The sequence below is a fragment of the Amorphus orientalis genome, from assembly GCF_030814015.1.
Classification (GTDB): Bacteria; Pseudomonadota; Alphaproteobacteria; order Rhizobiales; family Amorphaceae; genus Amorphus; species Amorphus orientalis.
Map to the genome: position 1 here is coordinate 583,322 of NZ_JAUSUL010000001.1, position 24,256 is coordinate 607,577.

The 24,256-nt window shown below is 66.8% G+C and carries 19 protein-coding genes and 1 tRNA gene; 14 read left to right on the forward strand and 6 right to left on the reverse strand.

The window, feature by feature from the left end; translation table 11 throughout:
* Nucleotides 1–69: 69 nt before the first annotated feature.
* Entirely contained in the window at nucleotides 70–3,486 is a 3,417-nt protein-coding gene (gene carB / locus J2S73_RS02615) for a carbamoyl-phosphate synthase large subunit (protein WP_306883863.1), read from the reverse strand.
* A gap of 289 nt (nucleotides 3,487–3,775) precedes the next feature.
* A complete protein-coding gene (locus J2S73_RS02620) occupies nucleotides 3,776–4,117 on the reverse strand; it encodes a helix-turn-helix domain-containing protein (protein WP_306883864.1) in 342 nt (113 codons plus the stop codon).
* 526 nt (nucleotides 4,118–4,643) lie between these two features.
* Here J2S73_RS02620 and J2S73_RS02625 point away from each other — a divergent pair.
* Complete coding sequence (locus tag J2S73_RS02625) at nucleotides 4,644–6,050, forward strand: phosphatidylserine decarboxylase (protein ID WP_306883865.1); 1,407 nt, start codon at nucleotides 4,644–4,646, stop codon at nucleotides 6,048–6,050.
* 47 nt (nucleotides 6,051–6,097) lie between these two features.
* Nucleotides 6,098–7,021, forward strand: coding sequence for a KPN_02809 family neutral zinc metallopeptidase (gene ypfJ, locus J2S73_RS02630; RefSeq protein WP_306883866.1), 924 nt, complete (start codon nucleotides 6,098–6,100; stop codon nucleotides 7,019–7,021).
* 27 nt (nucleotides 7,022–7,048) lie between these two features.
* On the opposite strand, the gene J2S73_RS02635 is transcribed toward ypfJ, so the two are convergent.
* Together J2S73_RS02635 and carA are read right to left on the reverse strand one after the other, a co-directional pair.
* The gene (locus J2S73_RS02635; RefSeq protein ID WP_306883867.1) at nucleotides 7,049–7,330 is read right to left on the reverse strand and encodes a hypothetical protein; all 282 of its coding nucleotides are present in this window, start codon (nucleotides 7,328–7,330) and stop codon (nucleotides 7,049–7,051) included.
* Between the two features lie 203 nt (nucleotides 7,331–7,533).
* Nucleotides 7,534–8,748 carry a glutamine-hydrolyzing carbamoyl-phosphate synthase small subunit gene (carA, locus tag J2S73_RS02640; protein ID WP_306883868.1) on the reverse strand — a complete coding sequence of 405 codons (1,215 nt, stop codon included), beginning with the start codon at nucleotides 8,746–8,748 and terminating at the stop codon, nucleotides 7,534–7,536.
* Between the two features lie 268 nt (nucleotides 8,749–9,016).
* Here carA and J2S73_RS02645 point away from each other — a divergent pair, with 268 nt between their 5' ends.
* The 5 genes from J2S73_RS02645 to J2S73_RS02665 all read left to right on the forward strand — a co-directional run bounded on the left by J2S73_RS02645 (nucleotide 9,017) and on the right by J2S73_RS02665 (nucleotide 16,678).
* On the forward strand, nucleotides 9,017–9,466 hold the full coding sequence (locus tag J2S73_RS02645; protein WP_306883869.1) for a GatB/YqeY domain-containing protein: 450 nt from the start codon (nucleotides 9,017–9,019) through the stop codon (nucleotides 9,464–9,466).
* A gap of 176 nt (nucleotides 9,467–9,642) precedes the next feature.
* Nucleotides 9,643–11,559 (forward strand): DNA primase, encoded by a 1,917-nt coding sequence (gene dnaG / locus J2S73_RS02650; protein WP_306883870.1) that lies wholly within the window; start codon nucleotides 9,643–9,645, stop codon nucleotides 11,557–11,559.
* A gap of 373 nt (nucleotides 11,560–11,932) precedes the next feature.
* Nucleotides 11,933–13,930: an RNA polymerase sigma factor RpoD gene (rpoD, locus tag J2S73_RS02655; protein WP_306883871.1), complete on the forward strand. Its 1,998-nt coding sequence runs from the start codon at nucleotides 11,933–11,935 to the stop codon at nucleotides 13,928–13,930.
* 603 nt (nucleotides 13,931–14,533) lie between these two features.
* Nucleotides 14,534–15,106: a nucleoside 2-deoxyribosyltransferase gene (locus J2S73_RS02660; protein WP_306883872.1), complete on the forward strand. Its 573-nt coding sequence runs from the start codon at nucleotides 14,534–14,536 to the stop codon at nucleotides 15,104–15,106.
* A gap of 255 nt (nucleotides 15,107–15,361) precedes the next feature.
* Nucleotides 15,362–16,678 (forward strand): adenylate/guanylate cyclase domain-containing protein, encoded by a 1,317-nt coding sequence (locus J2S73_RS02665; RefSeq protein WP_306883873.1) that lies wholly within the window; start codon nucleotides 15,362–15,364, stop codon nucleotides 16,676–16,678.
* A gap of 25 nt (nucleotides 16,679–16,703) precedes the next feature.
* Here the strand turns inward: J2S73_RS02665 and J2S73_RS02670 are convergent, their stop codons facing one another.
* A complete protein-coding gene (locus J2S73_RS02670; protein WP_306883874.1) occupies nucleotides 16,704–17,414 on the reverse strand; it encodes an SIMPL domain-containing protein in 711 nt (236 codons plus the stop codon).
* 174 nt (nucleotides 17,415–17,588) lie between these two features.
* Here J2S73_RS02670 and J2S73_RS02675 point away from each other — a divergent pair.
* From J2S73_RS02675 to J2S73_RS02700, 6 genes are all read left to right on the forward strand, one after another.
* Nucleotides 17,589–17,664: transfer RNA gene (locus J2S73_RS02675), tRNA-Ile, on the forward strand.
* A 269-nt stretch (nucleotides 17,665–17,933) separates the two neighbouring features.
* Entirely contained in the window at nucleotides 17,934–18,872 is a 939-nt protein-coding gene (locus J2S73_RS02680) for an ABC transporter permease (protein ID WP_306883875.1), read from the forward strand.
* Nucleotides 18,872–19,753, forward strand: a complete 882-nt coding sequence (locus J2S73_RS02685) for an ABC transporter permease (RefSeq protein WP_306883876.1) — start codon at nucleotides 18,872–18,874, stop codon at nucleotides 19,751–19,753. The genes J2S73_RS02680 and J2S73_RS02685 overlap by 1 nt, the downstream gene beginning before the upstream one ends.
* Nucleotides 19,750–21,291: an ABC transporter substrate-binding protein gene (locus J2S73_RS02690; RefSeq protein ID WP_306883877.1), complete on the forward strand. Its 1,542-nt coding sequence runs from the start codon at nucleotides 19,750–19,752 to the stop codon at nucleotides 21,289–21,291. Before J2S73_RS02685 ends, J2S73_RS02690 begins: the two co-directional genes overlap by 4 nt.
* Before the next feature lie 71 nt (nucleotides 21,292–21,362).
* Nucleotides 21,363–21,980 carry a hypothetical protein gene (locus J2S73_RS02695; RefSeq protein ID WP_306883878.1) on the forward strand — a complete coding sequence of 206 codons (618 nt, stop codon included), beginning with the start codon at nucleotides 21,363–21,365 and terminating at the stop codon, nucleotides 21,978–21,980.
* Complete coding sequence (locus tag J2S73_RS02700) at nucleotides 21,977–22,588, forward strand: hypothetical protein (RefSeq protein ID WP_306883879.1); 612 nt, start codon at nucleotides 21,977–21,979, stop codon at nucleotides 22,586–22,588. The genes J2S73_RS02695 and J2S73_RS02700 overlap by 4 nt, the downstream gene beginning before the upstream one ends.
* 62 nt (nucleotides 22,589–22,650) lie before the next feature.
* On the opposite strand, the gene J2S73_RS02705 is transcribed toward J2S73_RS02700, so the two are convergent.
* Nucleotides 22,651–22,806: a glycine zipper domain-containing protein gene (locus J2S73_RS02705; RefSeq protein ID WP_306883880.1), complete on the reverse strand. Its 156-nt coding sequence runs from the start codon at nucleotides 22,804–22,806 to the stop codon at nucleotides 22,651–22,653.
* Between the two features lie 504 nt (nucleotides 22,807–23,310).
* Between J2S73_RS02705 and J2S73_RS02710 the strand changes: the two genes are divergently transcribed.
* The gene (locus J2S73_RS02710) at nucleotides 23,311–24,252 is read left to right on the forward strand and encodes a homocysteine S-methyltransferase family protein (RefSeq protein WP_306883881.1); all 942 of its coding nucleotides are present in this window, start codon (nucleotides 23,311–23,313) and stop codon (nucleotides 24,250–24,252) included.
* The last annotated feature ends 4 nt before the right edge of the window (nucleotides 24,253–24,256 follow it).

Consider the following 24,256-nt stretch of genomic DNA (forward strand, 5'->3'; position numbering starts at 1 on the left):
GGGTCCGATCGACACACACAACTCCGGCGGCCCGGACTGCGTTCCCGCCGACCGTGCTCCGTCCAATCGTCACTCAGCCGGAGTGAAATAGGATTGCAGCGGGCGCACTTCCAGAACGCCGGTGCTGTAGGCCTCGATCCCCTTGGAGGCTGCAATGGCGCCAGCCACCGTCGTATAGTAGGGCACCTTCTGAAGCAGCGCGGCGCGCCGCAATGACCGGCTGTCGGTGAGGGCCTGAGCGCCTTCCGTCGTGTTGAAGACCAGCTGAACCTCACCGTTCTTGATAGCATCAACGATGTGCGGACGACCTTCAAGCACCTTGTTGATCTTGCGCGCGGCGATGCCGTTCTCGGCCAGATAGCGCTGCGTTCCCGACGTCGCGATGATCGAGAAGCCGAGATCGGTCAGGCGGCGCGCGGTCTCCAGGATCTTGGCCTTGTCGTCGTCGCGCACGGAAATGAACACCGTGCCGCTGGTGGGCACGCGGGTGCTCGAGCCGAGCTGGGACTTGGCGAACGCGATCGCGAACGCGCTGTCGATGCCCATGACCTCGCCGGTGGAGCGCATCTCCGGTCCCAGGATCGTATCCACGCCGGGGAAGCGCGCGAACGGGAACACGGCTTCCTTGACCGCGACGTGGTCGAGCTGCGGCCGCTTCAGCCCGAAGCCGGCCAGCTTCTCGCCGGCCATGACCCGGGCGGCGATCTTCGCGATCTGGACGCCGATGGTCTTCGCCACGAACGGCACCGTGCGGGAGGCGCGGGGATTGACCTCCAGCACGTAGATCTCGCCCTTGCGGATGGCGAACTGCACGTTCATCAGCCCGACCACGCCGAGCCCGAGCGCGAGCTTGCGGGTCTGCTCCTCCAGCGCCTCGATGGCCGCATCGGACAGGGAGTGGGCCGGCAGCGAGCAGGCGGAGTCGCCGGAATGGATGCCGGCTTCCTCGATGTGCTCCATGATCCCGCAGACGAACACGTCCTCGCCGTCGGAGATCGCGTCGACATCGACCTCGATGGCGTCGGCGAGATAGCCGTCGATCAGGACCGGGCTCTTGCCGGAGACCACGACGGCCTGGGTGACGTAGCGCTCGAACTGGGACTCGTCGCGGACGATCTCCATGGCGCGGCCGCCGAGGACATAGGACGGACGCACCACGACCGGATAGCCGATGGAGGCGACGATCGCCCGGGCCTCGTCCAGCGAGCGGGCGATGCCGTTCTTCGGCTGCTTGAGATCGAGCTTGTGCAGAAGGCCCTGGAACCGGTCCCGGTCCTCCGCCAGGTCGATCTTGTCCGGATCGGTTCCCAGGATCGGGATGCCGGCGGCCTTCAAGCCCTGGGCGAGCTTCAGCGGGGTCTGGCCGCCATACTGCACGATCACGCCGTGCAGGGTGCCGCGGGTCTGCTCGACCTCGAGGATGGCAAGCACGTCCTCGACCGTCAGCGGCTCGAAATAGAGCCGGTCGGAGGTGTCGTAGTCGGTCGACACCGTTTCCGGGTTGCAGTTGACCATGATCGCTTCAAAGTCCGCGTCGCGGAGCGCGAAGGCGGCATGGCAGCAGCAGTAGTCGAACTCGATGCCCTGGCCGATCCGGTTCGGGCCGCCGCCGAGAATGACGACCTTGTTGCGCTCCGAGGGCGCCGCTTCATCGTGCAGCGCGCCGGCCATGGCGGGCTCGTAGGTCGAATACATGTAGGCCGTCGGCGCCGCGAACTCCGCCGCGCACGTGTCGATGCGCTTGAAGACCGGGCGCACGTTGAGGCGGTTGCGGAGCGCGCGGACGGCGTCCTCGTCGGTGTCGGCGAGCTTGGCCAGACGGGCGTCGGAGAAGCCCATCGACTTGAGATGGCGCAGCGCCTCCGCGTCCTGGGGCAGGCCGAGACGGCGAACCTTGTCCTCCAGCGCGACGATCCCGGCGATCTGCTCGATGAACCAGGGGTCGATCCGGCAGACGTCGTGGATCTCTTCCGGGCTGAAGCCGAGGCGCAGCGCCTGGGCTACCTGGAGCAGCCGGTTCGGCGTCGGGGTGCCGAGGGCCGCGCGGATTGCGTTGCGGTCGTCGCCGACGGAGAGACCGTCGATCTCGATGTCGTCGAGACCGGTCAGCTCGGTTTCCAGGCCGCGCAGGGCCTTCTGCAGGGATTCCGCGAAGGTCCGGCCGACCGCCATGACCTCGCCGACGGACTTCATCGAGGTGGTCAGCACCGAATCCGCACCCGGGAACTTCTCGAAGGCGAAGCGGGGGATCTTGGTGACGACGTAGTCGATGGTCGGCTCGAACGACGCCGGCGTCACGCCGCCGGTGATGTCGTTCTCAAGTTCGTCCAGGGTGTAGCCGACGGCGAGCTTGGCGGCGACCTTGGCGATCGGGAAGCCCGTCGCCTTGGAGGCCAGCGCCGACGAGCGCGACACGCGCGGGTTCATCTCGATGACGACCATGCGGCCGTCGACCGGATTGATCGCGAACTGGACGTTCGATCCGCCGGTCTCCACCCCGATCTCGCGCAGCACCGCGATCGAGGCATCGCGCATGCGCTGATATTCCTTGTCGGTCAGCGTCAGTGCCGGCGCGACGGTGATGGAGTCACCGGTGTGCACGCCCATCGGATCGATGTTCTCGATGGAGCAGATGATGATGCAGTTGTCGTCCTTGTCGCGGACGACCTCCATCTCGAACTCTTTCCAGCCGAGCACCGACTGCTCGATCAGGACCTCGTTCGTCGGCGACGCTTCGATGCCGGAGAGCACCAGGTCGTAGAGCTCCTCCAGCGTGTAGGCGACGCCGCCGCCGGTGCCGCCCAGCGTGAACGAGGGCCGGATGATGGCCGGCAGGCCGGTCACCTTGGAGGCGTTGAGCGCCTGGGTCTGGGCGGTCAGACGGTGCTCCTCGCGGCGCATCCGCTCCGATTCGCTCCAGGTCCGGTCGAAGGCCGCGACGGCCGCCTTGCGCTCGACCGGGTCCGGGTGACGGTCCTCAACCTCCTTGCGGGCGGCCAGGTATTCCTGCTTGAAGCGCTGCTTCAGCTCGGTCGTGTTGACGAAGCTCGCCTTCGGGGTTTCCAGGCCGATCCGCGCCATCGCCTCGCGGAAGAGCTCGCGATCCTCCGCCATGTCGATGGCCTCGGCGCGGGCGCCGATCATCTCGACGCCGAACTTCTCCAGAACGCCGTCGCGGTTCAGGGAAAGGGCGGTGTTCAGCGCCGTCTGGCCGCCCATCGTCGGCAGGAGGGCATCGGGCCGCTCCTTCTCGATGATCTTGGCGACCACTTCCGGCGTGATCGGCTCGATGTAGGTCGCGTCGGCCAGCTCCGGATCGGTCATGATCGTCGCCGGGTTCGAGTTGACCAGGACGATCCGATAGCCCTCTTCCTTCAACGCTTTGACGGCCTGCGCGCCCGAATAGTCGAACTCGCAGGCCTGGCCGATGATGATCGGGCCGGCCCCGATGATGAGAATGGTGTGGAGATCGGTTCGCTTGGGCATCCGGGCTCGCAGGCCGACCTCCGGAGACACGCGGGTGGTCCGGTCGGTCGATCGGTTGCGGGAAACTGTGGGCAGGTTTCTGGTTCACGACCGAAACCCCGAAGGGTCGGGCTTTCGACGTCCGCCCGCCGCGCAAACTCGACCGAATTCAAGTCCGCGCGGCATGCCGGCAGCCGGAGGTCCGACCCTAAACTCGCGGGCTTATAGAAGACTTCTCAAGCCCAGGAAAGGGCCGTCTCCCGCTTCCCGCCGCCATCGGGCCGCCGGGCGCTCGGAGCGGCCCCGGATGTCACTCGGCCGCGGGCGCTTCGGCTTCGCCTGCGCCGCCCTCGATCGCCTGCAGGATCACGGGGCCGTCTCCGGGCACGACGGGGCCGCTGGAGACCCGCTTGCCGTCGAAGTCGAGAATGCGGTGAGACAGGGCGTAACAGGCGAGGCGAACGGTCTTGGGAATCTTGACCGCCTTTCCGTCCCGGTTGCCCTTCTCGTAGTACTGGATCATCCGCTTCTTGAGACCGAGCCGGTCGGCCGCCTCTTTTTGCTTCAGACCCAACGACTTGCGCCAGGCCCGGAACTCCTCCGGGCCCATCTCGAAGGCTTCGTCGATTTCCTTCGTCTTCAGGTCAGTCACAAAACTCACTCCTTACTGAAGCGCATGAATTGCGCCTGCGCGTTGAGCCAATGCAGGAGGTGCGCACATCCTGTCATGAAACGCGCACCCGGTACTCAAAGCTGATCGTTGAACACGCGCGTGGGCCGGCGAAGAGGCTTCCCGTTGCAGGAACCAGCGTCCGCCTCTGCCGCCGCCGGGGTGCTTGGCTGTCGCGACGCCCCGCGGAGAAAGGAATCGGCCGACCCTCAGACGGTGTTCCGATGTGACCTCATTTCGTCAGACCGTTTCGGCTTCCATTCCGGCTCTGATCATGCGCACACAGCGCACTTTTCGATACCTCTAATCCATCTTTTCAGGATGCGGTAGTGTCTCTTTTCGGTCCGGCCGACTTCGTGGGGCGGGTGTGAAGCTCAGCGCAATGGCGTGCCGCGTGCGGTGCCCGGATTGCCGGCTCACCAGCGTGGTGCCCATCGGCGGATTGCAGTTCGCGCGGCAAGCGTGTTTGCTCGGCAGAAGGCTTTGGACCAGGGGATGGGAGACGACGATGGGATGGTGTGTGCGGGCAGCGGGTGTTGTGTCCATTCTGGCGGCCTCCACCGGTCTTGCGCTGGCAAACGACTCTCCGTGTCAGTCATCGCTCGACTATCTGTCGCAGCAGTATGACAGCGATGCGGCGACACGCGCGGCGTTCGACGCGGTGTACGAGGGACTGCAGCCGCTGCCGCCGGGCTATGCCTATGGCGGATCGACCGACAATCCCTGGACGAGCGCCGGGAGCGGGGAGGGGCTGGCGAAAGCCGTCGGCGCGTTCTACCGGGAAGTCTGCACGCTGGTGCCGCAGATCGTCGGCACCAACGACAACGCGCTGGACTCCATCCAGTATTTCGCCTGGCTCTATTTCCGCAACGAGGCCGGCATCCGGATGGTCAAGGGGATCGATCCGACCGATCCCGATCGGCCCCTCGACACCCTCAAGACGTTCCTGATCCGGTTCGGAGACGACTACAAGGCCTTCATGAACAGCCCCGCTTCCACCGGCCCGGTGGCCGACTGGGTCGCCGATCCCCGGCTCGAGATCGAGGACTATGAGTTTCAGAAGGCCGATCAGTACAAGAGCTGGAACGCCTTCTTCGCGCGCGCGCTCAAGGGCTCTTCGAGCGAAGGCTATCCGGCGCGCCCGGTGACAATGCCCGATCGGGACTATGTGATCGTGTCGCCGACCGACTGCATCATGAATCCGCTGGTTCAGGCGGTGAAGCTGGATCCGGGGCCGGTCACCCGCAAGCTGGTCGACAATCCGCTCCAGCTGGACACGGTCCTCGACGTGAAGGGCATCCCGATCTCGGTGACGGATCTTCTGGCCGACGCGCCGGAGGATCTGAAGGCGAAGTTCGCCGGGGCGACCGGGCTGTCCTGCGTTTTGATGCCGAACACCTACCACCACTTCCACAGTCCGGTGGACGGGGTGATCCGCTATGCGGAGATCGTCGAAGCCGGCAGCCCCGGCGCCTATGGCACCTACGGCTACAGCGACTGGCCGAACTGGGTGCCGCTGTCCGGCAATGTCGGCCGGCCGGGAACCGACTTCAGCCAGTTCCAGGGCTTCCAGCGCGGCGTCGTGGTGATCGAGGTCGAGTACGCCAATCTTCCCGGCAAAACGCCGGAGACCCTGACCGGATATGTCGCCTCGATCCCGGTCGGGCTCGATACGGTCGGCTCGGTGGTCTTCGACGCGACCGTCACGGAGGGCGCCCGGGTAACCAAGGGCGTCACCCGGTTCGGCAACTTTCTGTTCGGTGGCTCGTTGAACATCCTGCTGTTCTCCCCGATCGAGGGAACGGACGGCGCACCGATGGTAAGTCCGGCGGTGCAGACGCGCATGGGCAATCAGATCGCGATCATGAACACGCCCTATCCTGCGCCGAAGACGCCGTGGACGCCCGACGACTGACCGACGGACACCGTGCCCGGATCCGTCCATGCGAAGGATGACAGGCAATGCGGTGGCGGGGGCGGCGTCAGAGCAGCAATGTGGAAGACCGGCGCGGCCGGGGCGGCTTCGGCTCCGGCCTCGGGAAGGGCGGACTTAGCTTTCCACGCGGCGGCGGGTCCGGCGGCATCGGTGGTCGGGGCCTGATCGGCCTGGTCGCCATCGTCGCCGTCCTGTGGCTGCTCGGCGTCAATCCGGTCGACCTTCTGCAGGGGACTCTCTCGCCGGATCGGCAGACCGCCGGGACCCGGTTGCCCGAGACATCGGCGCAGAATCAGGCGTCGGCGCCCGAGGACGAGCTGAAGCAGTTCGTCTCGGTGGTGCTCGCCGACACCGAGGACGTGTGGCACGAGCTCTTCCGCGCCTCCGGCGAGACCTACAGCGAGCCGACCCTGGTGCTGTTCTCCGATCAGGTCAGGTCGGCCTGCGGGTTCGCCGGCGCGGCGATGGGGCCGTTCTACTGTCCCGGCGACAGCACGGTCTATCTGGACCTCGGCTTCTTTCGCGAACTCAGGGAGCGCTTCGAGGCGCCCGGCGACTTCGCGCAGGCCTATGTCATCGCCCACGAGGTCGGCCACCACGTCCAGAATCTCGTCGGCATCCTGCCGAAATACAACGAGCTTCGGCAGACGCTGAGCGAGCGGGAGGCGAACGCGCTCTCGGTCCGCCTGGAGCTGCAGGCCGACTGCTTCGCCGGGGTCTTCGCCTATTTCGAGCGGCAGAGAGGCGTGCTGGAGGAGGGGGACGTGGCCGAGGCGCTCGGGGCCGCCGCCGCCGTCGGCGACGACGCCATCCAGCGGCGAACCCAGGGGCAGGTGGTGCCGGACGCCTTCAACCACGGCAGTTCCGCCGACCGTCAGGCGTGGTTCCAGGCCGGGTTCGAGACCGGGGACGTCACCCGATGCGACACCTTTTCCAGAGATGATCCCTGAGGGTCGCCGTCGGCGGTCGGCTGCGGCTCAGGACTTCTTGGAGATCATCAGCAGGAACGGGATCTCGCCGCCGTTCTCCCGGATCAGTGAACCGATCGCGGTGACGACGCCGATCTGGCGGTTCTTCATGGCGGCGTTGAGCTCGTAGTCGATCTGCTCGGCCGGCAGGAGTTCCCTGTCGACGATTTCCATGAAGTGGCGAATGATGCGCACCGGGGTCCGGTCGAGCAGGTCGTCGGGCCCCTGGAACGGGTACTTGTTCTCGCCGCCCGTCGCGGCATCCATCATGCTCGCCACATAGTCCGCCATCAGCCCTCTCCCATCCCTGTCTCGCGCCGCCGTTGCTTCGCGCGCTGGCGAGCGGACGCAATTGGTCGGCCCGAACCCGAAACACCGAACGCTCCGGTTCGACGGCGCCCGCCCGGGCACCGAACCAAAACGCGCCGGTAACAGCTTCCTGTAACGCTAGGATGACTCTGCGGCCGGCGTGCGTTCGGCAGCGGACGTCGGGCCTACTCGGACTCGGCAGGCTCGCCCTTGCGCTCGCGGATGAAGTCGACGAAGCGCTTGAACAGATAGTGGCTGTCCTGGGGGCCGGGGGAGGCTTCCGGGTGATACTGGACCGAAAACACCGGCCGGTCCTTGAGGCGCAGGCCGCAGTTCGATCCGTCGAAGAGCGAGACGTGGGTCTGCTCGACCGTGTCCGGCAGGGTGTCCGGATCGACGGCGAACCCGTGGTTCATCGAGGTGATCTCGACCTTCCCTGTGGTGTGGTCCTTCACCGGATGGTTCGCGCCGTGGTGGCCCTGGTGCATCTTGGCCGTCTTGCCGCCGAGCGCCAGCCCGAGAAGCTGATGTCCGAGGCAGATGCCGAACACCGGGACGTCCTTCTCGATCAGCTGCCGGATCGCCGGGAGCGCGAACTCGCCGGTTGCGGCCGGATCTCCGGGGCCGTTGGAGAGAAACACGCCGTCGGGCTCGTGCATGAGGATGTCGTCGGCCGTGGCGGTCGCCGGGACGACAGTTACGCGACAGCCTTGATCGGCTAGAAGACGCAGGATGGTGCGTTTGATGCCGTAGTCGACGGCGACCACGTGATAGCGCGGCTTCGTCTGATGGCCATAGGATTGCGTGGTCCAGTCCCAGACGGTCTCGTCCCAGCTGAAGCTCTGGGCGCCGGTCACGTCGCGGGTCAGGTCCATGCCTTCCAGGCCGGGCCAGGCCTTCACTTCGGCCATCAGGGCGCCGAGATCGAAGCGGCCGGACGGGTCGTGGGCGATGACGGCGTTCGGCATGCCCTGTTCCCGGATGCGGGCGGTGAGGGCGCGGGTGTCGATGCCGGTGATGCCGATGATGCCGCGTGCAGCCAGCCAGCGGTCAAGATGGCGCGTGGCCCGGTAGTTCGACGGTTCCGTCACAGGCGCGCGCAGAACGCAGCCCAGCACGCCGGAACGCGCCGCCATGTTCACCGTTTCTATATCGTCGTCGTTGGTGCCGACGTTGCCGATATGGGGAAAAGTGAAGGTGACGATCTGGCCGGCATAAGAGGGATCGGTCAGGATCTCCTGGTAGCCGGTCATCGCGGTATTGAAACAGACTTCGCCGACGGCATATCCCGTTGCGCCGATGCCGTAGCCGGCGATTTCGGTGCCGTCGGCCAGAATCAGGCGCGCCGTTGTGGTCGGCGCAGCCCAGCTCTCGGAGCCGCTGTCTTGTCGAGACGACATGAACCAATTACCTCTTGCATCGTTGAAACGCGCGCGATACACGCGCCGCGTTCGTCGACACGCGGCAGGGAAGCCGCGGTCGGATCGCGAACACCGACGATGTCGAGGCGATCGAGGTCAGGACGCTAGGCCATGAAGAGGCGCGCGTCAACTTGCGATCTGAGTTCTAAACGCGAGAAATTTCAACGCTTTAACGCGGGCGACATGACGTCGCCTCGCCGGGCTGCCGTTTCTGCGCAGCCGACCCCAGGGACTGACGAGATCGATCATGCGGGATGAGATCAACAAGGCGCTCAAATGCGCGGTCAACGACCAGGACAAACGACGCGCCTGTACGCTTCGTCTGATCCAGGCGGCGATCAAGGATCGCGACCAGGCCGCACGCGATCGCGGCGAAGAGGGCATCGGCGACCGCGAAGTCTTTGACCTGCTTCTAAAAATGATCGAGCAGCGCCGCGAGTCGGTGAGCAATTTCGAGGCCTCCGGCCGCATCGACCTCGCCGAACAGGAGCGCGAGGAAATCGCCATCATCAGATCCCTGCTGCCGGCCCAGCTCGACGAGATCGCCATGCGATCGGCCTGCGCGGAAGTGGTCGAGGACATCGGCGCCAACGGCCTGCGCGACGTGGGCCGCACCATGACCGCGCTGAAGCAGCGCTACCCCGGCCAGATGGACTTCGGACGCGCGAGCTGCGTCGTGAAGGACCTGCTGCGCTGATCCGCCGATCGGGCGCGGATCGTTTTTCCCCGCAGTTTTCCACTGATAATTTGAGGTTCGCCTGACGGGCCGGCGTGCTCTTGTCTGGAGTGGACCTTGCCGCCGGGTTGGCGCACTGTTCGGGTCGCGCCTGCGGTGGTTGCGCGGTGTGGACCCATTCTCGGAGCGACACGCGTATGCGCTTTGCGCCTGAATTCCTGGATGAACTGCGCAATCGCCTGCCGCTCTCGGAGGTGGTCGGCAAGCGCGTGACCTGGGATCAGCGCAAGTCCCAGTTCTCCAAGGGCGACTACTGGGCCTGCTGCCCCTTCCACGAGGAGAAGACCCCCTCCTTTCACGTCGACGACCGCAAGGGCTTCTATCACTGCTTCGGGTGCGGGGCCTCGGGCGATCATCTCCGCTTCCTGACCGATGCGGAGGGGCTGAGTTTTCCGGAGGCCGTGGAACAGCTCGCCGAGCAGGCGGGCGTGCCGATGCCGGCGCCCGACCCGGCCGCCGCCCGCCGCGCCGAGGTCCGGGCGAGCCTGGCCGACGTGGTCGCCATGGCCTCGCGCTTCTTTCAGGACCAGTTCCGCAGCGCCGCCGGATCCGAGGCCCGGGCCTATGCCGAGCGGCGCGGTCTCGACCGCGACACGCTCGCCACCTTCGAGGTCGGCTACGCGCCGGGTACGAGGGACGCGCTGAAGCGCCATCTCGCAGCCAGCGGCGTATCGGAAGGCCAGATGGCGGAAGCCGGTCTGGTGATCGTACCGGACGATGGGCGCGCGGCCTACGACCGGTTCCGCAACCGTCTGATGATCCCGATCCACGACATCCGCGGCCGGATCGTCGCCTTCGGCGGCCGGGCGCTCGCCGCCGATCAGGAGCCCAAATACCTGAACTCGCCGGAGACGCCGCTCTTCAACAAGCGGGCGGTCCTGTTCAATGCCCATCGGGCTCGCTCGGCCGCCCACGAGGCGGGCGCGGCGATCGTGGTGGAAGGCTATCTGGACGCCATCGCCGTCCACCGGGCCGGCCTCCGCCACGTGGTCGCGAGCCTCGGGACCGCCTTCACCGAGGACCAGATCCGCGCCATGTGGAAGCTCGCGCCGGAGCCGGTGATCTGTTTCGACGGCGACAAGGCGGGCGTTTCCGCGGCCAACCGCGCCGTCGACCGGATCCTGCCGCTTCTGGAAAGCGGGCGCTCGTTCAATTTCTGCTTTCTGCCCGACGGCAAGGACCCGGACGACCTGATTTCGGCCTCCGGCGTCGACGGCTTTCTGAGCCAGATCGCCGCCGCGAAGCCGCTGGTGGACGTGGTCTGGGACCGCGAGCGACGCGCCGGCCGCCTCGACACGCCGGAGCGCAAGGCCGCGCTGGAGGCCCGCATCGAGCAGCTTGTGGAGGCGATCCAGGACCAGCGGGTCCGCCGGCGCTATCATTTCGAGATGCGCGGGCGCCTCGGCGATCTGTTCCGCGGCCCGGGCCGCAAGCCGAACCGGGAGAGCGGCGGCGCCATGGACACGGTCGCGGCCACCGGGTTCGCGATCGACACCGATCTCGCCGAGCTGGAACGCATCGTGCTCGGCATCTGCCTCGGCTTTCCGGGTTTCGTGGATCGGCACTGGGAGCAGCTGGAGCGCGTGGCGTTCTCCTTCGCGCCCCACGAGCGGCTGAAACAGGCGATCCTGGGTGCTGCCGTGGACGAGATCGAGCCGCCGGCCGAGCGGGTGCGGTCCCGGCTCGACCCGGGCCTCGCCCGGCTGTTCGACGATGTCTATGGGAGCGAGCCCGCGGGCGGCCGGTTGGTCTCGCGCTTTCCCGTGGTCGCCGCGGCCCCGCCGGAGGGCTATGTGGAGCGCTGCCTGCTGCATTTTCTCGACCGCCTGGATCTGAAGACGCTCGAGGCGGATCTGGAGACCGACATAGCCCAGGCCGGGCCCGACCTCACGGCGGACGGCGAGGCCCGGATTCTGGCGCTCTCGCGCGAGCTGGTGCGGCGGCGGCAGGCCTTTCAGGAGGAAGATCGGGACCTGGCGGATCAGGCCAAGGAGATCCGCGGCGCGAATGCCGACGCCGCGCGCAGCACGTCGGCGCTTCCCGTGCCCGGCTGAAGGCGCGGCGCCCGGATCGCACACGGATCAGGCGGAGAATTTCGCGCGGTGAGACGAGTCAACCGATTCACTCTGCTTGCGAAATTCAACAGCGACGCTATGTAAACGGTTCCTGTTGGGGGGCGGATCTTGAGGATCGGCATATTGGGATTCCGGAAACCGAATCGGGGCACACTGCTTGCATCACCAGATGCCTGCGCCGCAGACGGGCATCTGCGATCCGATCGGTTTCCGTGACGCACAGCAACGATCGACGAGCGACGAGCCGGACGCGCGCCAGGCGCGATTAAGGCTGCGTCCGACGCTAACAAACCCGGGCAGCGAGCGGCCGACCGGCCTTTCGGCACCGCGACTGGGATAAGGAGAACTCGGCATGGCGACCAAGACGACGGAATCCGAAGCGCCCCAAGACGCTCAGCCGGAGACGAGCGACGGACCGCTGCTGGATCTGTCCGATGCCGCCGTCAAGAAGATGATCAAGACCGCCAAGAAGCGCGGTTACGTCACTTATGACGAGTTGAACGAGGTTCTGCCGTCCGAGGAGGTGACCTCGGAGCAGATCGAGGACACCATGGCGATGCTCTCCGACATGGGCATCAATGTGGTGGAACAGGAAGAAGCCGAAGCCGAGGAAGGTGGGGACGAGGAGGGCGGCGATCTCGTCGAGGTCGGCACCCAGGCCGTCGCGAAGACCACCACGACCCGCGAGCCCGCGGAACGCACCGACGATCCGGTGCGCATGTATCTGCGCGAGATGGGCTCGGTGGAGCTTCTCTCCCGCGAGGGCGAGATCGCCATCGCCAAGCGCATCGAGGCCGGCCGCGAGGCGATGATCGAGGGGCTGTGCGAAAGCCCGCTCACCTTCCAGGCGATCATCATCTGGCGCGACGAACTCAACGACGGCAAGATCCTGCTGCGCGACATCATCGATCTGGAAGCGACCTATGCCGATCCGGAAGGCAAGGGCGCGCCGGACGCGACCGCTTCGGGCGAGGGGGCGCAGGCCCAGACCGGCGAGCAGAGCTCCCAGGGCGAGAGTGACAGCGACAGCGAGAGTGACAGCGACAGCGACGACGACAGCGACGACGATTTCGAATCCAACGTCTCGCTGTCGGCGATGGAAGCCGAGCTGAAGCCGAAGGTCCTGGAGACCTTCGACAACATCGCCGAGAACTACAAGAAGCTGCGCCGTCTGCAGGACCAGAAGGTCGAGATCCGGCTGCAGCAGAACAAGTCCCTGTCGCCGAGCCAGGAAAAGCGCTTCAAGAAGTTCCGCGACGACATCATCACGGACGTGAAGAGCCTGTCGCTCAACCAGAACCGCATCGATTCGCTGGTCGAGCAGCTCTACGACATCAACAAGCGCCTGATCGGCTACGAGGGCCGTCTGATGCGGCTGGCCGACAGCTACGGCGTGCAGCGCGAGGACTTCCTGCGCCAGTACCAGGCCTCCGAGCTCGATCCGAACTGGGTGCGGCGCGTGGCGAGCCTGGCCAGCCCCGGCTGGCGCCCCTTCGTCCAGAAGGAGAAGGAGACGATCCGCGAGCTGCGCCAGGAGATCCACACGCTGGCCACCGAGACCGGCCTGGAGATCACCGAGTTCCGCAAGATCGTCGCCAAGGTCCAGAAGGGCGAGCGCGAGGCCCGGATCGCCAAGAAGGAGATGGTCGAGGCCAACCTGCGCCTGGTGATCTCCATCGCCAAGAAATACACCAACCGCGGCCTGCAGTTCCTGGACCTGATCCAGGAGGGCAACATCGGTCTGATGAAGGCGGTGGACAAGTTCGAGTACCGGCGCGGCTACAAGTTCTCCACCTACGCCACCTGGTGGATCCGGCAGGCGATCACCCGCTCGATCGCCGACCAGGCCCGCACCATCCGCATCCCGGTCCACATGATCGAGACGATCAACAAGATCGTGCGGACCTCGCGCCAGATGCTGCACGAGATCGGCCGCGAGCCGACCCCGGAGGAGCTGGCCGAAAAGCTGCAGATGCCGCTGGAGAAGGTCCGCAAGGTCCTCAAGATCGCCAAGGAGCCGATCTCGCTCGAAACCCCGATCGGTGACGAGGAGGACTCCCACCTCGGCGACTTCATCGAGGACAAGAACGCGGTCCTGCCGATCGACGCGGCGATCCAGTCGAACCTGCGGGAAACCACCACCCGGGTGCTCGCCTCGCTCACGCCGCGCGAGGAGCGCGTCCTGCGCATGCGCTTCGGCATCGGCATGAACACCGACCACACCCTCGAGGAGGTCGGCCAGCAGTTCTCGGTGACCCGCGAGCGTATCCGTCAGATCGAGGCCAAGGCGCTGCGCAAGCTGAAGCACCCGAGCCGCTCGCGGAAGCTCAGGAGCTTCCTGGATAGCTAGGTTTATCTAGCGCTCACGCCGAGGTCGCTCCGCGACCCGGCTCCGCGGGGGCGGCCTGTTCTTTCGTCCCGGTCGCTTCGCTCCTCGCCTCTTGACCGGCCGGCGCGCGGTCGCGCGCTGGTGGGTGTCGTCCGGCGAATTCATGCCGGTTCACTCTGTGGTTGCCCCAACCTCCGCTCATCCCCGCGAAAGCGGGGATCCAGGGCGGCGGTATCCGAAGCTGCGGTTTGGCGCCGCGGGGTTTCTTTTCCGCTCACGCGAGTTCGCTTCGCTCACCGCTGCGCGGGCGCGGCCTGACCGACCGGCGCGCAGTCGCGCGCTGGTGGGATAGTCCGGCGACGTCGGTTCTTTTCCGCACGGGGCCTGCCCCAAACTCCGCTCATCCCCGCGAAAGCAGGGATCCAGGGCGATCCGACTGCCGCCTGAGAATCTCGCCCTGGATTCCGGCTTTCGCCGGAATGGACGGAGGATCAGGCGAGTATCTGCCCGACGTCCGTCGCGTGATCGCCGGTGGTGAGGCCGAGCCTTTGACCTCCGAGCATGTCCGGGTGCTCACCCGGGGCGTGCTTTCCTGAACCGGCCCGTTCAGCTATCGAGGGCGGCATGACCACCCACCGCATCTATCTCGCCGGACCCGAGGTCTTTCTGCCCGACGCGCTGGACGTGCTGGCCGCCAAGAAGGCGGTGTGCGCGGAGGCCGGGCTGGAGGGCGTCTCGCCGCTCGATGCGGAGATCGGCCCAGTCATGGACGGCTCGGCCGATGCGGCCGGGGCGATTTACGCGGCCAACCGGGAGGCCATGGCGAGCTGCGGCTTCGCGATCGCCAACCTGACCCCGTTCCGCGGCGTCTCCGTCGATGCCGGCACCGCCTTCGAGATCGGCTTTCTCACGGCGCAAGGCGCGGTGGTCTACGGCTACACCAACGATCCGTCGCCCTATCACCTGCGCGTCGCCGATCACGCGCCGCGGAACCCGGCCGTCGGCGCCCACGTTGACGGCGGCTGGATGGTGGAGAATTTCGGCCTGGTCGATAACCTGATGGTGCCGCTCGGCATCGCGGAAACCGGCGGCGCGGTGATCGCCCATCCCGCCGGGGATCGGAACACTCTGTTTCACGATCTCACCGCCTTTTCCGAGTGCGTGGCGCACATCGCGCGCCGCATTTCGGACGGGTGAGGGGGCCGGGCATCGCCTGCCGATGATCGCAGCCCGCCGGCCCGCCGGTCACAGGGTTGCGATCCGCGGCCCCGGGGCTCTGGAACCAAGCCGGCGAAAAACCATATGAACCGGAAGCCCCCGTCGTGGGGCTGTTCGTGGCCGCCGGCCGGGTCCGCAGGGACCCGCCGGGTTCGGCCGTGCTTGCGCGGAGTGCCGCCCGGTTCCGGCTCGTTCCGCTGCATTCGTCCGAAGTTCTTGTAGATCGTGACCCGCATGACCGATCAGACGCCGTCTTCCGAAACCTCGCCGGCCGCTTCCCGGCTCGCCCCGGAGGTGATCGTCGACTGGCTGGTCGAGGAGGCCCCGCGGCTGGAAGCCGGCGCCTTCATCGACGGTCTCGGCTGGCGCCTGCGCCGCGCCGGCATGCCGCTCGACCGGATGATGATCTCGCTCCGCATGATCAGCCCGAACCTGCTGGCGGCCGGGTTCGTCTGGCGGCCGTTCCAGCCGATCGGCTACTTCACCTACGACTATGCCGACCGAGACAAGGGGTTTTACGAGCACAGCCCCTTCAAGGTCGTCCACGACACCGGCGAATGGCTCGAGCTCGACGTGGCCCAGACGCCGGACGAGCGCTTCGGGATCATTCCGGATCTCAAGGAAGAGGAGATCCGGCACTATCTGGTCGTGCCGCTCTGGTTCACCGTCGGCCCGCCCAACTCGTTGAGCTTCGCCACCAAGGCGCCCCAGGGCTTTTCCGACGCCGACAAGGCGCTGATCAAGCGGATCCTTCCGGCACTGGCCAATGTGCTGGAGATCAAGCGCCTCAGGCGGACGCTGGACGAACTGCTGGCGACCTATGTCGGCACCGGGCCGGCCGCCCAGATCATGGACGGCGTGGTCCATCGCGGCGAAGTCGTGCGCATCGATGCAGCGATGATGATGGCCGACCTGCGCGGCTTCACCGCCCTGTCCACGCGCCTGCCGGTGGAGGAGACGGCGGATCTTCTGAACCGCTACTACGACGCGGTGGTGCCGGCGATCGTCGCGGAAGGCGGCGAGGTCCTGAAATTCATCGGCGACGCCGTGCTGGCGATTTTCCCGGCCGAACCGGTCGGCGCGCCGGATGCCTGCGCGCGGGCCCTGCGCGCCGCCGAGGCCGCCATGGCGACGGAGATCGAACCGGTCGTGGTGGACGGCGAGCCCCATACGATCCAGTTCGGGATCGGGCTTCACTTCGGCGAGGCCGTCTACGGCAATGTGGGCTCCGGCAACCGGCTGGATTTCACCGCCGTCGGCCGGGACGTGAACGTGCTCGCCCGGATCTCCCAGCTCTGCAGCGTGCTGCAGCGGCCGCTTCTGGCGTCGGAGAGCTTCGTCGGCGGGCTGGGGGAGGCCGACGGAGCGTTCGCTTCCCTCGGCGGGCACTCCGCCCGCGGCCTGTCGGATCCGCTCTACGTGTTCGAACCGGCGGCGGAAGCCGCAACCGCGATCGTGACCGAGCCGAACCCGGTCGCCGCCGTTTCCGGAGAGCGGAAGGACCCGCCGCCGGAAACGGTGGTGTTTCCCGCCGCCGCCGGCTCGGCCTGAGCCGGCCGGCCGACCAGCGCTCGCGCTACTCCTCCGTGGGCTCGATCTCGAACACCATCCGCACCTGGGCCGAAATCGTCTGCTCTCCGGCTTCGACCGGCACGGACGAGGCGGACATGGCCTCCATGCGCATCATCGGCTGGGGCCGCGGCGAGCCGGCGCCGCCCTCGTCGATCGACCGGACCTGGCCCAGCTCGACGCCGGCCGCCTCGGCAAAGATCTCCGCCTTGTGCCGGGCGTCGGCGATGGCGGCGATGCGGGCGGTGTCCTCCAGCTTGGAGGTGTCGGTGATCTCGAACTGGATGCCGCCGATGTCGTTCGCACCGGCCTTCACCAGCGTGTCGAGGAGCGTGCCGAGCTTGTCCAGATCGCGCACGCGCGCCGTGATCGTGTTGGAAACGCGGTAGCCGTCGATCGTCGGCGCGCCGGTCTCGTTCTCGCGGTTGACGTAGCGCGGCGAGACGGAAAAGCCGGAAGTCTGGATGTCGCGCGCCTCGATGCCGGCCTGCTTGATCGCGTCCACCACGGACTGAACATTCCGCGAGTTCTCTTCCAGCGCGTCGGCCGCTTCATCCGCCTCGCTCACGGTGCCCAAGCGGACCGTCGCCATGTCCGGCTTGCCGGCCGCTTCGCCGTAGCCGGTCACGGTCATCCGCGCCGGGTCGTCGGCCCGGGCGGGAAGTCCGGCCGTGGTTGCGAGAGCTGCGGCCAGAACGGCAACAAGGGCGAGACGCATGCTGGTCCTCCATTCAAATCCTGCGATCGGCCCGGCGGACACGCCGGTCCGGGCAGCGGCGCCCGGTCGCGACGCGCTGCCGGCCTGATCGCGTTGACTTTACCTTCTTTCGTCGCATCTCACGGGATTGCGACGCGAATGCGACGTGGTATCAACGGACGGCTTGGTGTGGCAGGGCCTGTAGCTCAATGGTTAGAGCCGGCCGCTCATAACGGTCTGGTTGCAGGTTCGAGTCCTGCCGGGCCCACCAATTTCCCGATCACGCCGAATTCGCTTCGTCCATCGACTTCGTCCGGGCGGCCGATAGCCCGTCCGCGGTCGCGGCCTTGTGTCGGTTTGCGGCTCCCCTCTCTTCTCCGCCTTCCGCGCGCCGGGAGCGATCGGCCAGCCCAAGGCGGCCGGCCGGATGTTTCCGGTCCGGATCGGGCGTTCTTCATTCCGCTGATTGCCCAAAGCCCTAAATCATGACAATAGAAGTCCGGATTAGAGTTCGCTCAGATTCCGGGGGTGGGTCCTTTCGTGGCTGCGTCGATCGTGCGGCGGCTGGCATTCGGCACCGGACTGCTTCTTGCGGTCTCCGTTCTCGGCTTCTGCCTGCTGCGCCTGATGCCCGGCGACTTCGCCGAGGTCCTGCTGATGGCGCAGATGGACGGCGAGATCCCGAGCGCGGAAGCCCTGCGGACGTTCGAGATCCAGAACAATTTCGACGAGCCGCTGCCGCTGCAGTATCTGCGCTGGCTGGGCGGCGTGCTGACCGGCGATCTCGGCACCTCTCTGATCACGGGTGATCCGGTCGGCCGGGAGATCATGCTGCGGCTGGGAAACTCGCTGCTTCTGGCCGGGGCGGCCCTGGTGCTGTCGCTCCTCATCGCCATTCCCATCGGCTTCATGTCGGCGCGCTACCGGGGAGGCATCTTCGATCGTCTCAGCGCGGTGGTCGCGGTGCTCGGCATGTCGATCCCGAATTTCTGGTACGCGCTGCTGCTGGCGCTGGTCTTCTCGCTGATGCTCGGCTGGCTGCCGTCCTCCGGCTACGGCAGCTGGCAGCATGCCGTGCTGCCGACGATCGTCATCGGCACGTCGGTATGCGGAGTGAGCGCGCGCTATATCCGCAGCCTGCTCATCGACGAGATCGGCCGGCCGTACATGCGCACGGCCGCCATGAAGGGGCTGCGGCCGATTTCCGCGCTTGTCCGGCATGCCGGGCCGAACGCGCTGCCGGCGATCCTGACGCTCGCCGGGCTCCAGTTCGCCCGCATCTTCGACGGCGTCATCATCGTGGAGACGCTGTTCGGCTGGCCGGGGATCGGCCGTCTTCTGGTGGAGTCTCTCCTCAACCGGGACTTCCCGCTGATCCAGGCCTGCTTCCTCGTCATCGCGGCCGCCTATGTCCTCACTAACCTGCTGGTGGACCTGGCGATTTCCGCCGTCGACCCGCGCGTCGGGGAGGTGGTGTGATGGCGATCGTTCTGCGCGCCGGCGTCGCCCTGCCGCGACGCCGGCCGGCACTTCCCCGCCCCATCTCGCTGGCCGTCGGCCTTGGGCTGTTCGCGCTCCTTCTCGTCGCGGCGCCGCTGCTCGCCCCCCACGATCCGAACCTGGCCGATATCCTGAACCGGCTGGCGCCGCCGAGCTGGACCTATCCGCTCGGCACCGACGCCCTGGGGCGCTGTCTGCTGAGCCGGCTTCTCTATGGCGCGCGGCTCACGGTCTCGGCGGCCTGCCTGGTCGTCGTCGTCGCCGCCACGATCGGCACGGTGATCGGGCTGGCGGCGGGCTATGCGGGTGGCTGGCTCGACAGGCTGGTCATGCGCCTGGTCGAAGGCGTCTCGATCCTGCCGGCGCTCGCCGTCAGCCTTGTGATCGCCGGCACGCTGGGGCTCAGCCTAGCGTCGGTGCTGGTGGCGCTGACGGCGGTCCACTGGACCGAGTACGCCCGGGTGGTGCGGAACATGACCGTCGTCGAACGCGCCAAGCCCTACGTCATGGCCGCCCATGCGATCGGGGCGCCGGGGCGCACGATCGTCTTCCGCCACCTGTTTCCGAATGTCGGAGGCCCGCTCCTGGTGCTGGGGGCCTATTCGCTGTCGTGGGTGATCCTCGCCTTCGCCGGGCTGAGCTTTCTCGGCCTCGGCGTCGAGCCCGGCACAGCGGAATGGGGCCGCATGATCGCGGAAGCGCGCAGCCACATGCGCAGCTATCCGCGCCTCGTGCTCGCTCCCGGCCTCTCGATCATGGCGTTCGTGGTCGCCGTCAACCTGCTCGGCGACGCGCTCGGCGACCGCTGGCGCGTCGATCAGGCCCTCGCTCTCACTCCCAAGAAAGGACGATCCGCATGACTTTCCTCAAACGGACGATGGTCGCGGCGGCCGCTGTCGCCGCGCTCGCGGGTGGACCCGCCGTTGCCCAGGACAATGGTGCGCGCGCAGACACGCTCGTGGTCGGCACCATGTGGGAATCGCTGCCGCTGGCCATGGCGCCGCGCCGCAGCCGGTTCTTCAACGAAAGCGAGATCCTCGATACGCTGATCAAGCTCGACTACGACATGGCCCTGGTGCCCGGGCTCGCCACGTCCTGGGAGCGGGTCTCGCCGACCGTCTGGCGGTTCGAGCTACGCGACGGGGTCGAGTTCCACGACGGCACGGAGCTCACCGCCGAGGTGGCGAAAGCCTCGCTGCAGCGCGTGGTCGACCTGCTGCCCTACGCCTCGGACCTGCTCAACATCGAGCGCATGGAGGCGGCTGGCCCGCTGACCCTGGAGATCGAGACGACCGAGCCGTTCGCGGCGCTGCCGAACCAGCTCACGGACGCGTTCACGGTCATCTACGCGCCGTCCTCCTTCAACGAGCAGGGCGAGTTCGTGAAGCCGGTCGGCACCGGGCCGTGGCAGTTCGTGGACTACGTCAAGCAGGACCGCACCGTCGTGGAGCGCTTCGACGGCTACTGGGGCGATCAGCCGGAGCTGGAGCGGATCGTCTATCGCTACATCCCCGACCACAACGCCCGGGCCCTGGCGCTGGAAACCGGCGAGATCGATTTCGCCACGAACCTTCCGCCGGCCGACGTGTCGCGTCTCGATGCCGATCCGGATTTCACGGTCTATGCCGAGCCGACCGCCGGCCTCTATTACGGCGCCCTCAACACGGTGGGCGACACGCCGCTGGCGGATGCACGGGTGCGCCGGGCGGTCAACTATCTGGTCGATCGCGATATCCTCGTGAAAGGCGCGCTGGACGGTGTCGGCGAGCCGGCCTGGCGCTTCTTCGCGCCCCAGTTCGACTGGGTGCCGGAGGGCGTCGTGCCCTACGAGATGGATGCGGACAAGGCCGCAGCGCTGCTCGAGGAGGCCGGCTACACCAAGACCGACGGCCAGTGGCAGAAGGACGGCGAGCCGCTGACCCTGCGGATCCTCTCCTACTCGAGCCGGACCGAGATGGCGGCGATCACCGAGGCGCTCGCCGCGCTGCTCGCCAATCAGGGCATTGCCAGCGACGTTCAGCTCTTCACCTGGGAGGGCATGCTCGATCTCGTCCGCAAGGGCGACTACGACGTCTCCGTCGTCTTCTGGACGCCGGAAATGACCGGCCATCCGGACCTGCATCTGAAGTCCCAGTTCCATTCCAAGGCGCAGATGAACTACCAGGGCTGGAACAATCCGCGCTTCGACGAACTGGTCGACACCGGCCGCACGCTCGATCGCGGCGAGGCCTGGGACGACACCTACCGGGAAGCGCTGCAGATCCTGCAGGACGACGCCCCGATCCTGCCGCTCGTCCACAAGGTGTTCGTGGTCGCCTCAGCCGACGAGGTCGGCGGATACCGGGTTCATCCGTCCGGGTTTTTCTTCGATTTCAAGAACGTCTCGAAAGGAGAATGACCGGAGGGAGCGGAGGCGGACGCCGCCTTCGCTCCTTTTCTCCATGCATTGACGAGAAGGAGCGTCCGTCCATGGGCCGCTGCCTGTTCCTGAAGCCCATCAAGGGCGCCGGCGGGGATCTGCCGAGCGTCATGGGCTTCGTCGACGACGCCGACGAGATCGGTCACTACGAGTTGCACGAAACGGAGCTCGCGCGCTACGCGGCACTGCTCCTGCCGGCCCATCTCGACCAGCGCTATCTCGGCGAGATCACCCCGGTCATCGAGGCCTTTCTCGACCAGGGCGGCACGCTGGTCTTCAACGGCCACGTGGCCTGGAAGATGCTCCCGGAATTCTCGCCCTTCGTGCCGCTGCCGAAGGGCGATCTGGAGCACCTGCAGGTTCACCGCGTGACCCCGCATCCGGTGTTCGAGGGCGTCGACATGGCCGACCTGACCTATCGTCGCAACGTCGCCGGCTTCTATGCCCGCGGCCACAACCCGCTGCCGGAGGGCGCGGTGCCCCTGATCGGGCTCGGGCCGGATCGTGCGCCTTGCGACTGGATCTATGAGCGTCCGCGCGGGGGCCGCATCTTCATGCATGCGGGCAACGATCTGTGGATGTATGCGGGCGACGGCACGACGGCCGCGCGGATCGTGCCGCAGCTGTGCGCATGGGCCCGGAGCGGCGGCGAGGGAGGGGGTGCATGAACCGGATCGCAGCGCTCGACAGCGGCACCTACTACCACCACCGCACCCTCTACGAGGCGCGCTACCGCGATGCCTTCGACGAGATCGTCTATGCCCGGCGGCTGGACGACGCCGACCTGTCCGGGATCGACGTCCTTATCGTCTCCTGCCGCACCGATCCGTCCCTGCTCGTGCCGAACCGGGGCAAGCTCGCCGGTTTCCTGGATGGCGGCGGGACCCTCGTCGCGATGGGCTCGACCGGGCCGCATCAGTGGCTCGATCAGGTGACCTGGACCGACACGCCGACGAATTTCTGGTGGTGGAAGGAGGGCGGCAGTCTGGGCCTGCGCTGTGTCGCGCCCGATCATCCGCTGTTCAAACACATCACCCTGGACGACGCGACCTGGCATCATCACGGCCACTTCGCGCCGCCGCCGGGGGCGCGCTCGCTGATCGATGTCGGGGAGGAAGGCTCGATCCTCTACGAGGACCGGGCGAGCACGAACGGCACCCTGATCGTCACCGCGCTCGACCCGATGTATCACCATGGCAGCCACTTCATGCCGGCCACGACCCGCTTTCTCGACGGCTTTCTGCCGTTCCTGAAGACGTGGCGCGGTATGTCCTGAACCCAGCGCTGCCACCGGATAAAGGCGCGTCGTTCCGCGCGCACGCCGGCCGCGACAGAGCCTCAGCCCTTGTGCGACAGCGCTGCCGCGATCGCCGTGCCGATGCCGGCCCCGAGCGCGACGCCGAGCGCCGTTTCTCCGAAGCTGACGCCGAGCGCGGTTCCCACGCCGATCCCCAGCGCCAGCCCGACGCCCGCCTTCTGATTCGAACTGCGCATGATGTCCTCCGACCGTTTCCATGCCTGCGGCCGCCCTTGGAGCCGGTTCGGCTCACTCTCGCGCCGGACAGGGATGCACAATTCAGCATAGCTGTAGTATTTTTCAAAATTTTTAAAAGAAGCCTCGAATTTGCTTTATCATGAACAAAAATACACTTGGCAGCTGCAGCCCGATGTCTAAACCATCCTCTGCCCGGCCGGCACTGATCTGATCGTCGAAAATCGGATCAAGCATCTGATTTTCTGAATATTTCTTCTCGTCCGGGAGACGCCGTCATTGGGCTTTCGGCTCTCCTCGCTGTCGGTCGCGACCATGCCCGGCGTGCCACGTGTTGGGCGCATTTGGGCACAAGGATCGGAACTGGCGATGGGGGGCTTCCTGTTCGCTGCCGGGATCTCCGCAGCGGACCGACGCGCGCCTCCTCTTGTCGCAGGGCTGACAACGGGCCTCTATCGGGGCCGTTTGGGGTGACACGATCTGATTTGGCGGGCTCCGGAATGTCGATGTATCGCAGCACTCTTCCTCAGCTTCAGGGCACGCCTTTCCTGATTGCAGACGATCTGGATCCGGCGCTCCCGGTGCCGGCTGCGGCCGAGACGGGGGTGCCGGATCTCTTCGACCTGTTCGCCGAGGACCGGGTGAAAGCGGGCATCGAAGCGTCCTGTCGACGGTACGCCCATGTGGCCGAGGCCGCGGCATCCGGTCTGGTGCTGGAAGGTCCGACCTGGCAGATGAACCCCGACCGCGCCGGAGAACTCGGCCTGACCGACGCCGACCTGGAAAGCGCCAACCGCACCGCGGTCGAGGCGTTCCTGACTATCCGGCAGGTGTTGGAGACGTCGGCCACCCCGGTCCTGGTGAGCGGCTGCATCGGACCGCGCTGGCCGGAGGCGGCTGCCGGGGACAGGATGATCCCGTCCGAAGCGGCGGCCTATCACGCTCCCCAGATCGGCGTGCTCGCGGACGCAGGCGCGGACCTGGTAACCGCCGTCGACATGACGGATGCCGACGAGGTCATCGGTATGACCACCGCGGCTCAGGTCGCGCGGGTGCCCATTGCCGTGTCGCTCAGCAGCGATGCCGAAGGCCGGCTTCCGTCGGGAGAACCTCTGGGCGACGCGATCGAGAAGATCGATCGCGCCACCGGTGACGGACCGGCCTATTACATGATCAGCTGCGTTCGGCCCGACCAGTTCGAGACCGTTCTTCAGGACCCCTGGACGTCCCGGATACAGGGACTGCGGACACGCGCCAACGATAAGGCCCGAGCTTCGTCCGGCTCTCCCGGTTCATTCGCACGCACGTGCATCCATCCAAGGGAACTGGGGGCTTTCTACAAGGCGGTGCTGGCGCGCTTCCCCCATATCAACATCCTCGGCGGCTGGTGCGTCGAGGACGATGAATGCCTCGAGGCGATCGCGTCGGTGCACCGGGCCATCGCTTAGCGAT

Excerpts from the sequence above, each read along its gene's own strand:
- J2S73_RS02710 (WP_306883881.1), top strand. The coding sequence starts at position 23,311 with ATGTATCGCAGCACTCTTCCTCAGCTTCAGGGCACGCCTTTCCTGATT.
- rpoD (WP_306883871.1), top strand. The coding sequence starts at position 11,933 with ATGGCGACCAAGACGACGGAATCCGAAGCGCCCCAAGACGCTCAGCCG.
- J2S73_RS02660 (WP_306883872.1), top strand. The coding sequence starts at position 14,534 with ATGACCACCCACCGCATCTATCTCGCCGGACCCGAGGTCTTTCTGCCC.
- carB (WP_306883863.1), bottom strand. The coding sequence starts at position 3,486 with ATGCCCAAGCGAACCGATCTCCACACCATTCTCATCATCGGGGCCGGC.
- carA (WP_306883868.1), bottom strand. The coding sequence starts at position 8,748 with ATGTCGTCTCGACAAGACAGCGGCTCCGAGAGCTGGGCTGCGCCGACC.
- J2S73_RS02695 (WP_306883878.1), top strand. The coding sequence starts at position 21,363 with ATGGGCCGCTGCCTGTTCCTGAAGCCCATCAAGGGCGCCGGCGGGGAT.
- J2S73_RS02700 (WP_306883879.1), top strand. The coding sequence starts at position 21,977 with ATGAACCGGATCGCAGCGCTCGACAGCGGCACCTACTACCACCACCGC.
- J2S73_RS02635 (WP_306883867.1), bottom strand. The coding sequence starts at position 7,330 with ATGGCGGACTATGTGGCGAGCATGATGGATGCCGCGACGGGCGGCGAG.
- J2S73_RS02685 (WP_306883876.1), top strand. The coding sequence starts at position 18,872 with ATGGCGATCGTTCTGCGCGCCGGCGTCGCCCTGCCGCGACGCCGGCCG.
- J2S73_RS02670 (WP_306883874.1), bottom strand. The coding sequence starts at position 17,414 with ATGCGTCTCGCCCTTGTTGCCGTTCTGGCCGCAGCTCTCGCAACCACG.
- J2S73_RS02645 (WP_306883869.1), top strand. The coding sequence starts at position 9,017 with ATGCGGGATGAGATCAACAAGGCGCTCAAATGCGCGGTCAACGACCAG.
- dnaG (WP_306883870.1), top strand. The coding sequence starts at position 9,643 with ATGCGCTTTGCGCCTGAATTCCTGGATGAACTGCGCAATCGCCTGCCG.
- J2S73_RS02665 (WP_306883873.1), top strand. The coding sequence starts at position 15,362 with ATGACCGATCAGACGCCGTCTTCCGAAACCTCGCCGGCCGCTTCCCGG.
- J2S73_RS02705 (WP_306883880.1), bottom strand. The coding sequence starts at position 22,806 with ATGCGCAGTTCGAATCAGAAGGCGGGCGTCGGGCTGGCGCTGGGGATC.
- J2S73_RS02625 (WP_306883865.1), top strand. The coding sequence starts at position 4,644 with ATGGGATGGTGTGTGCGGGCAGCGGGTGTTGTGTCCATTCTGGCGGCC.
- ypfJ (WP_306883866.1), top strand. The coding sequence starts at position 6,098 with ATGCGGTGGCGGGGGCGGCGTCAGAGCAGCAATGTGGAAGACCGGCGC.
- J2S73_RS02690 (WP_306883877.1), top strand. The coding sequence starts at position 19,750 with ATGACTTTCCTCAAACGGACGATGGTCGCGGCGGCCGCTGTCGCCGCG.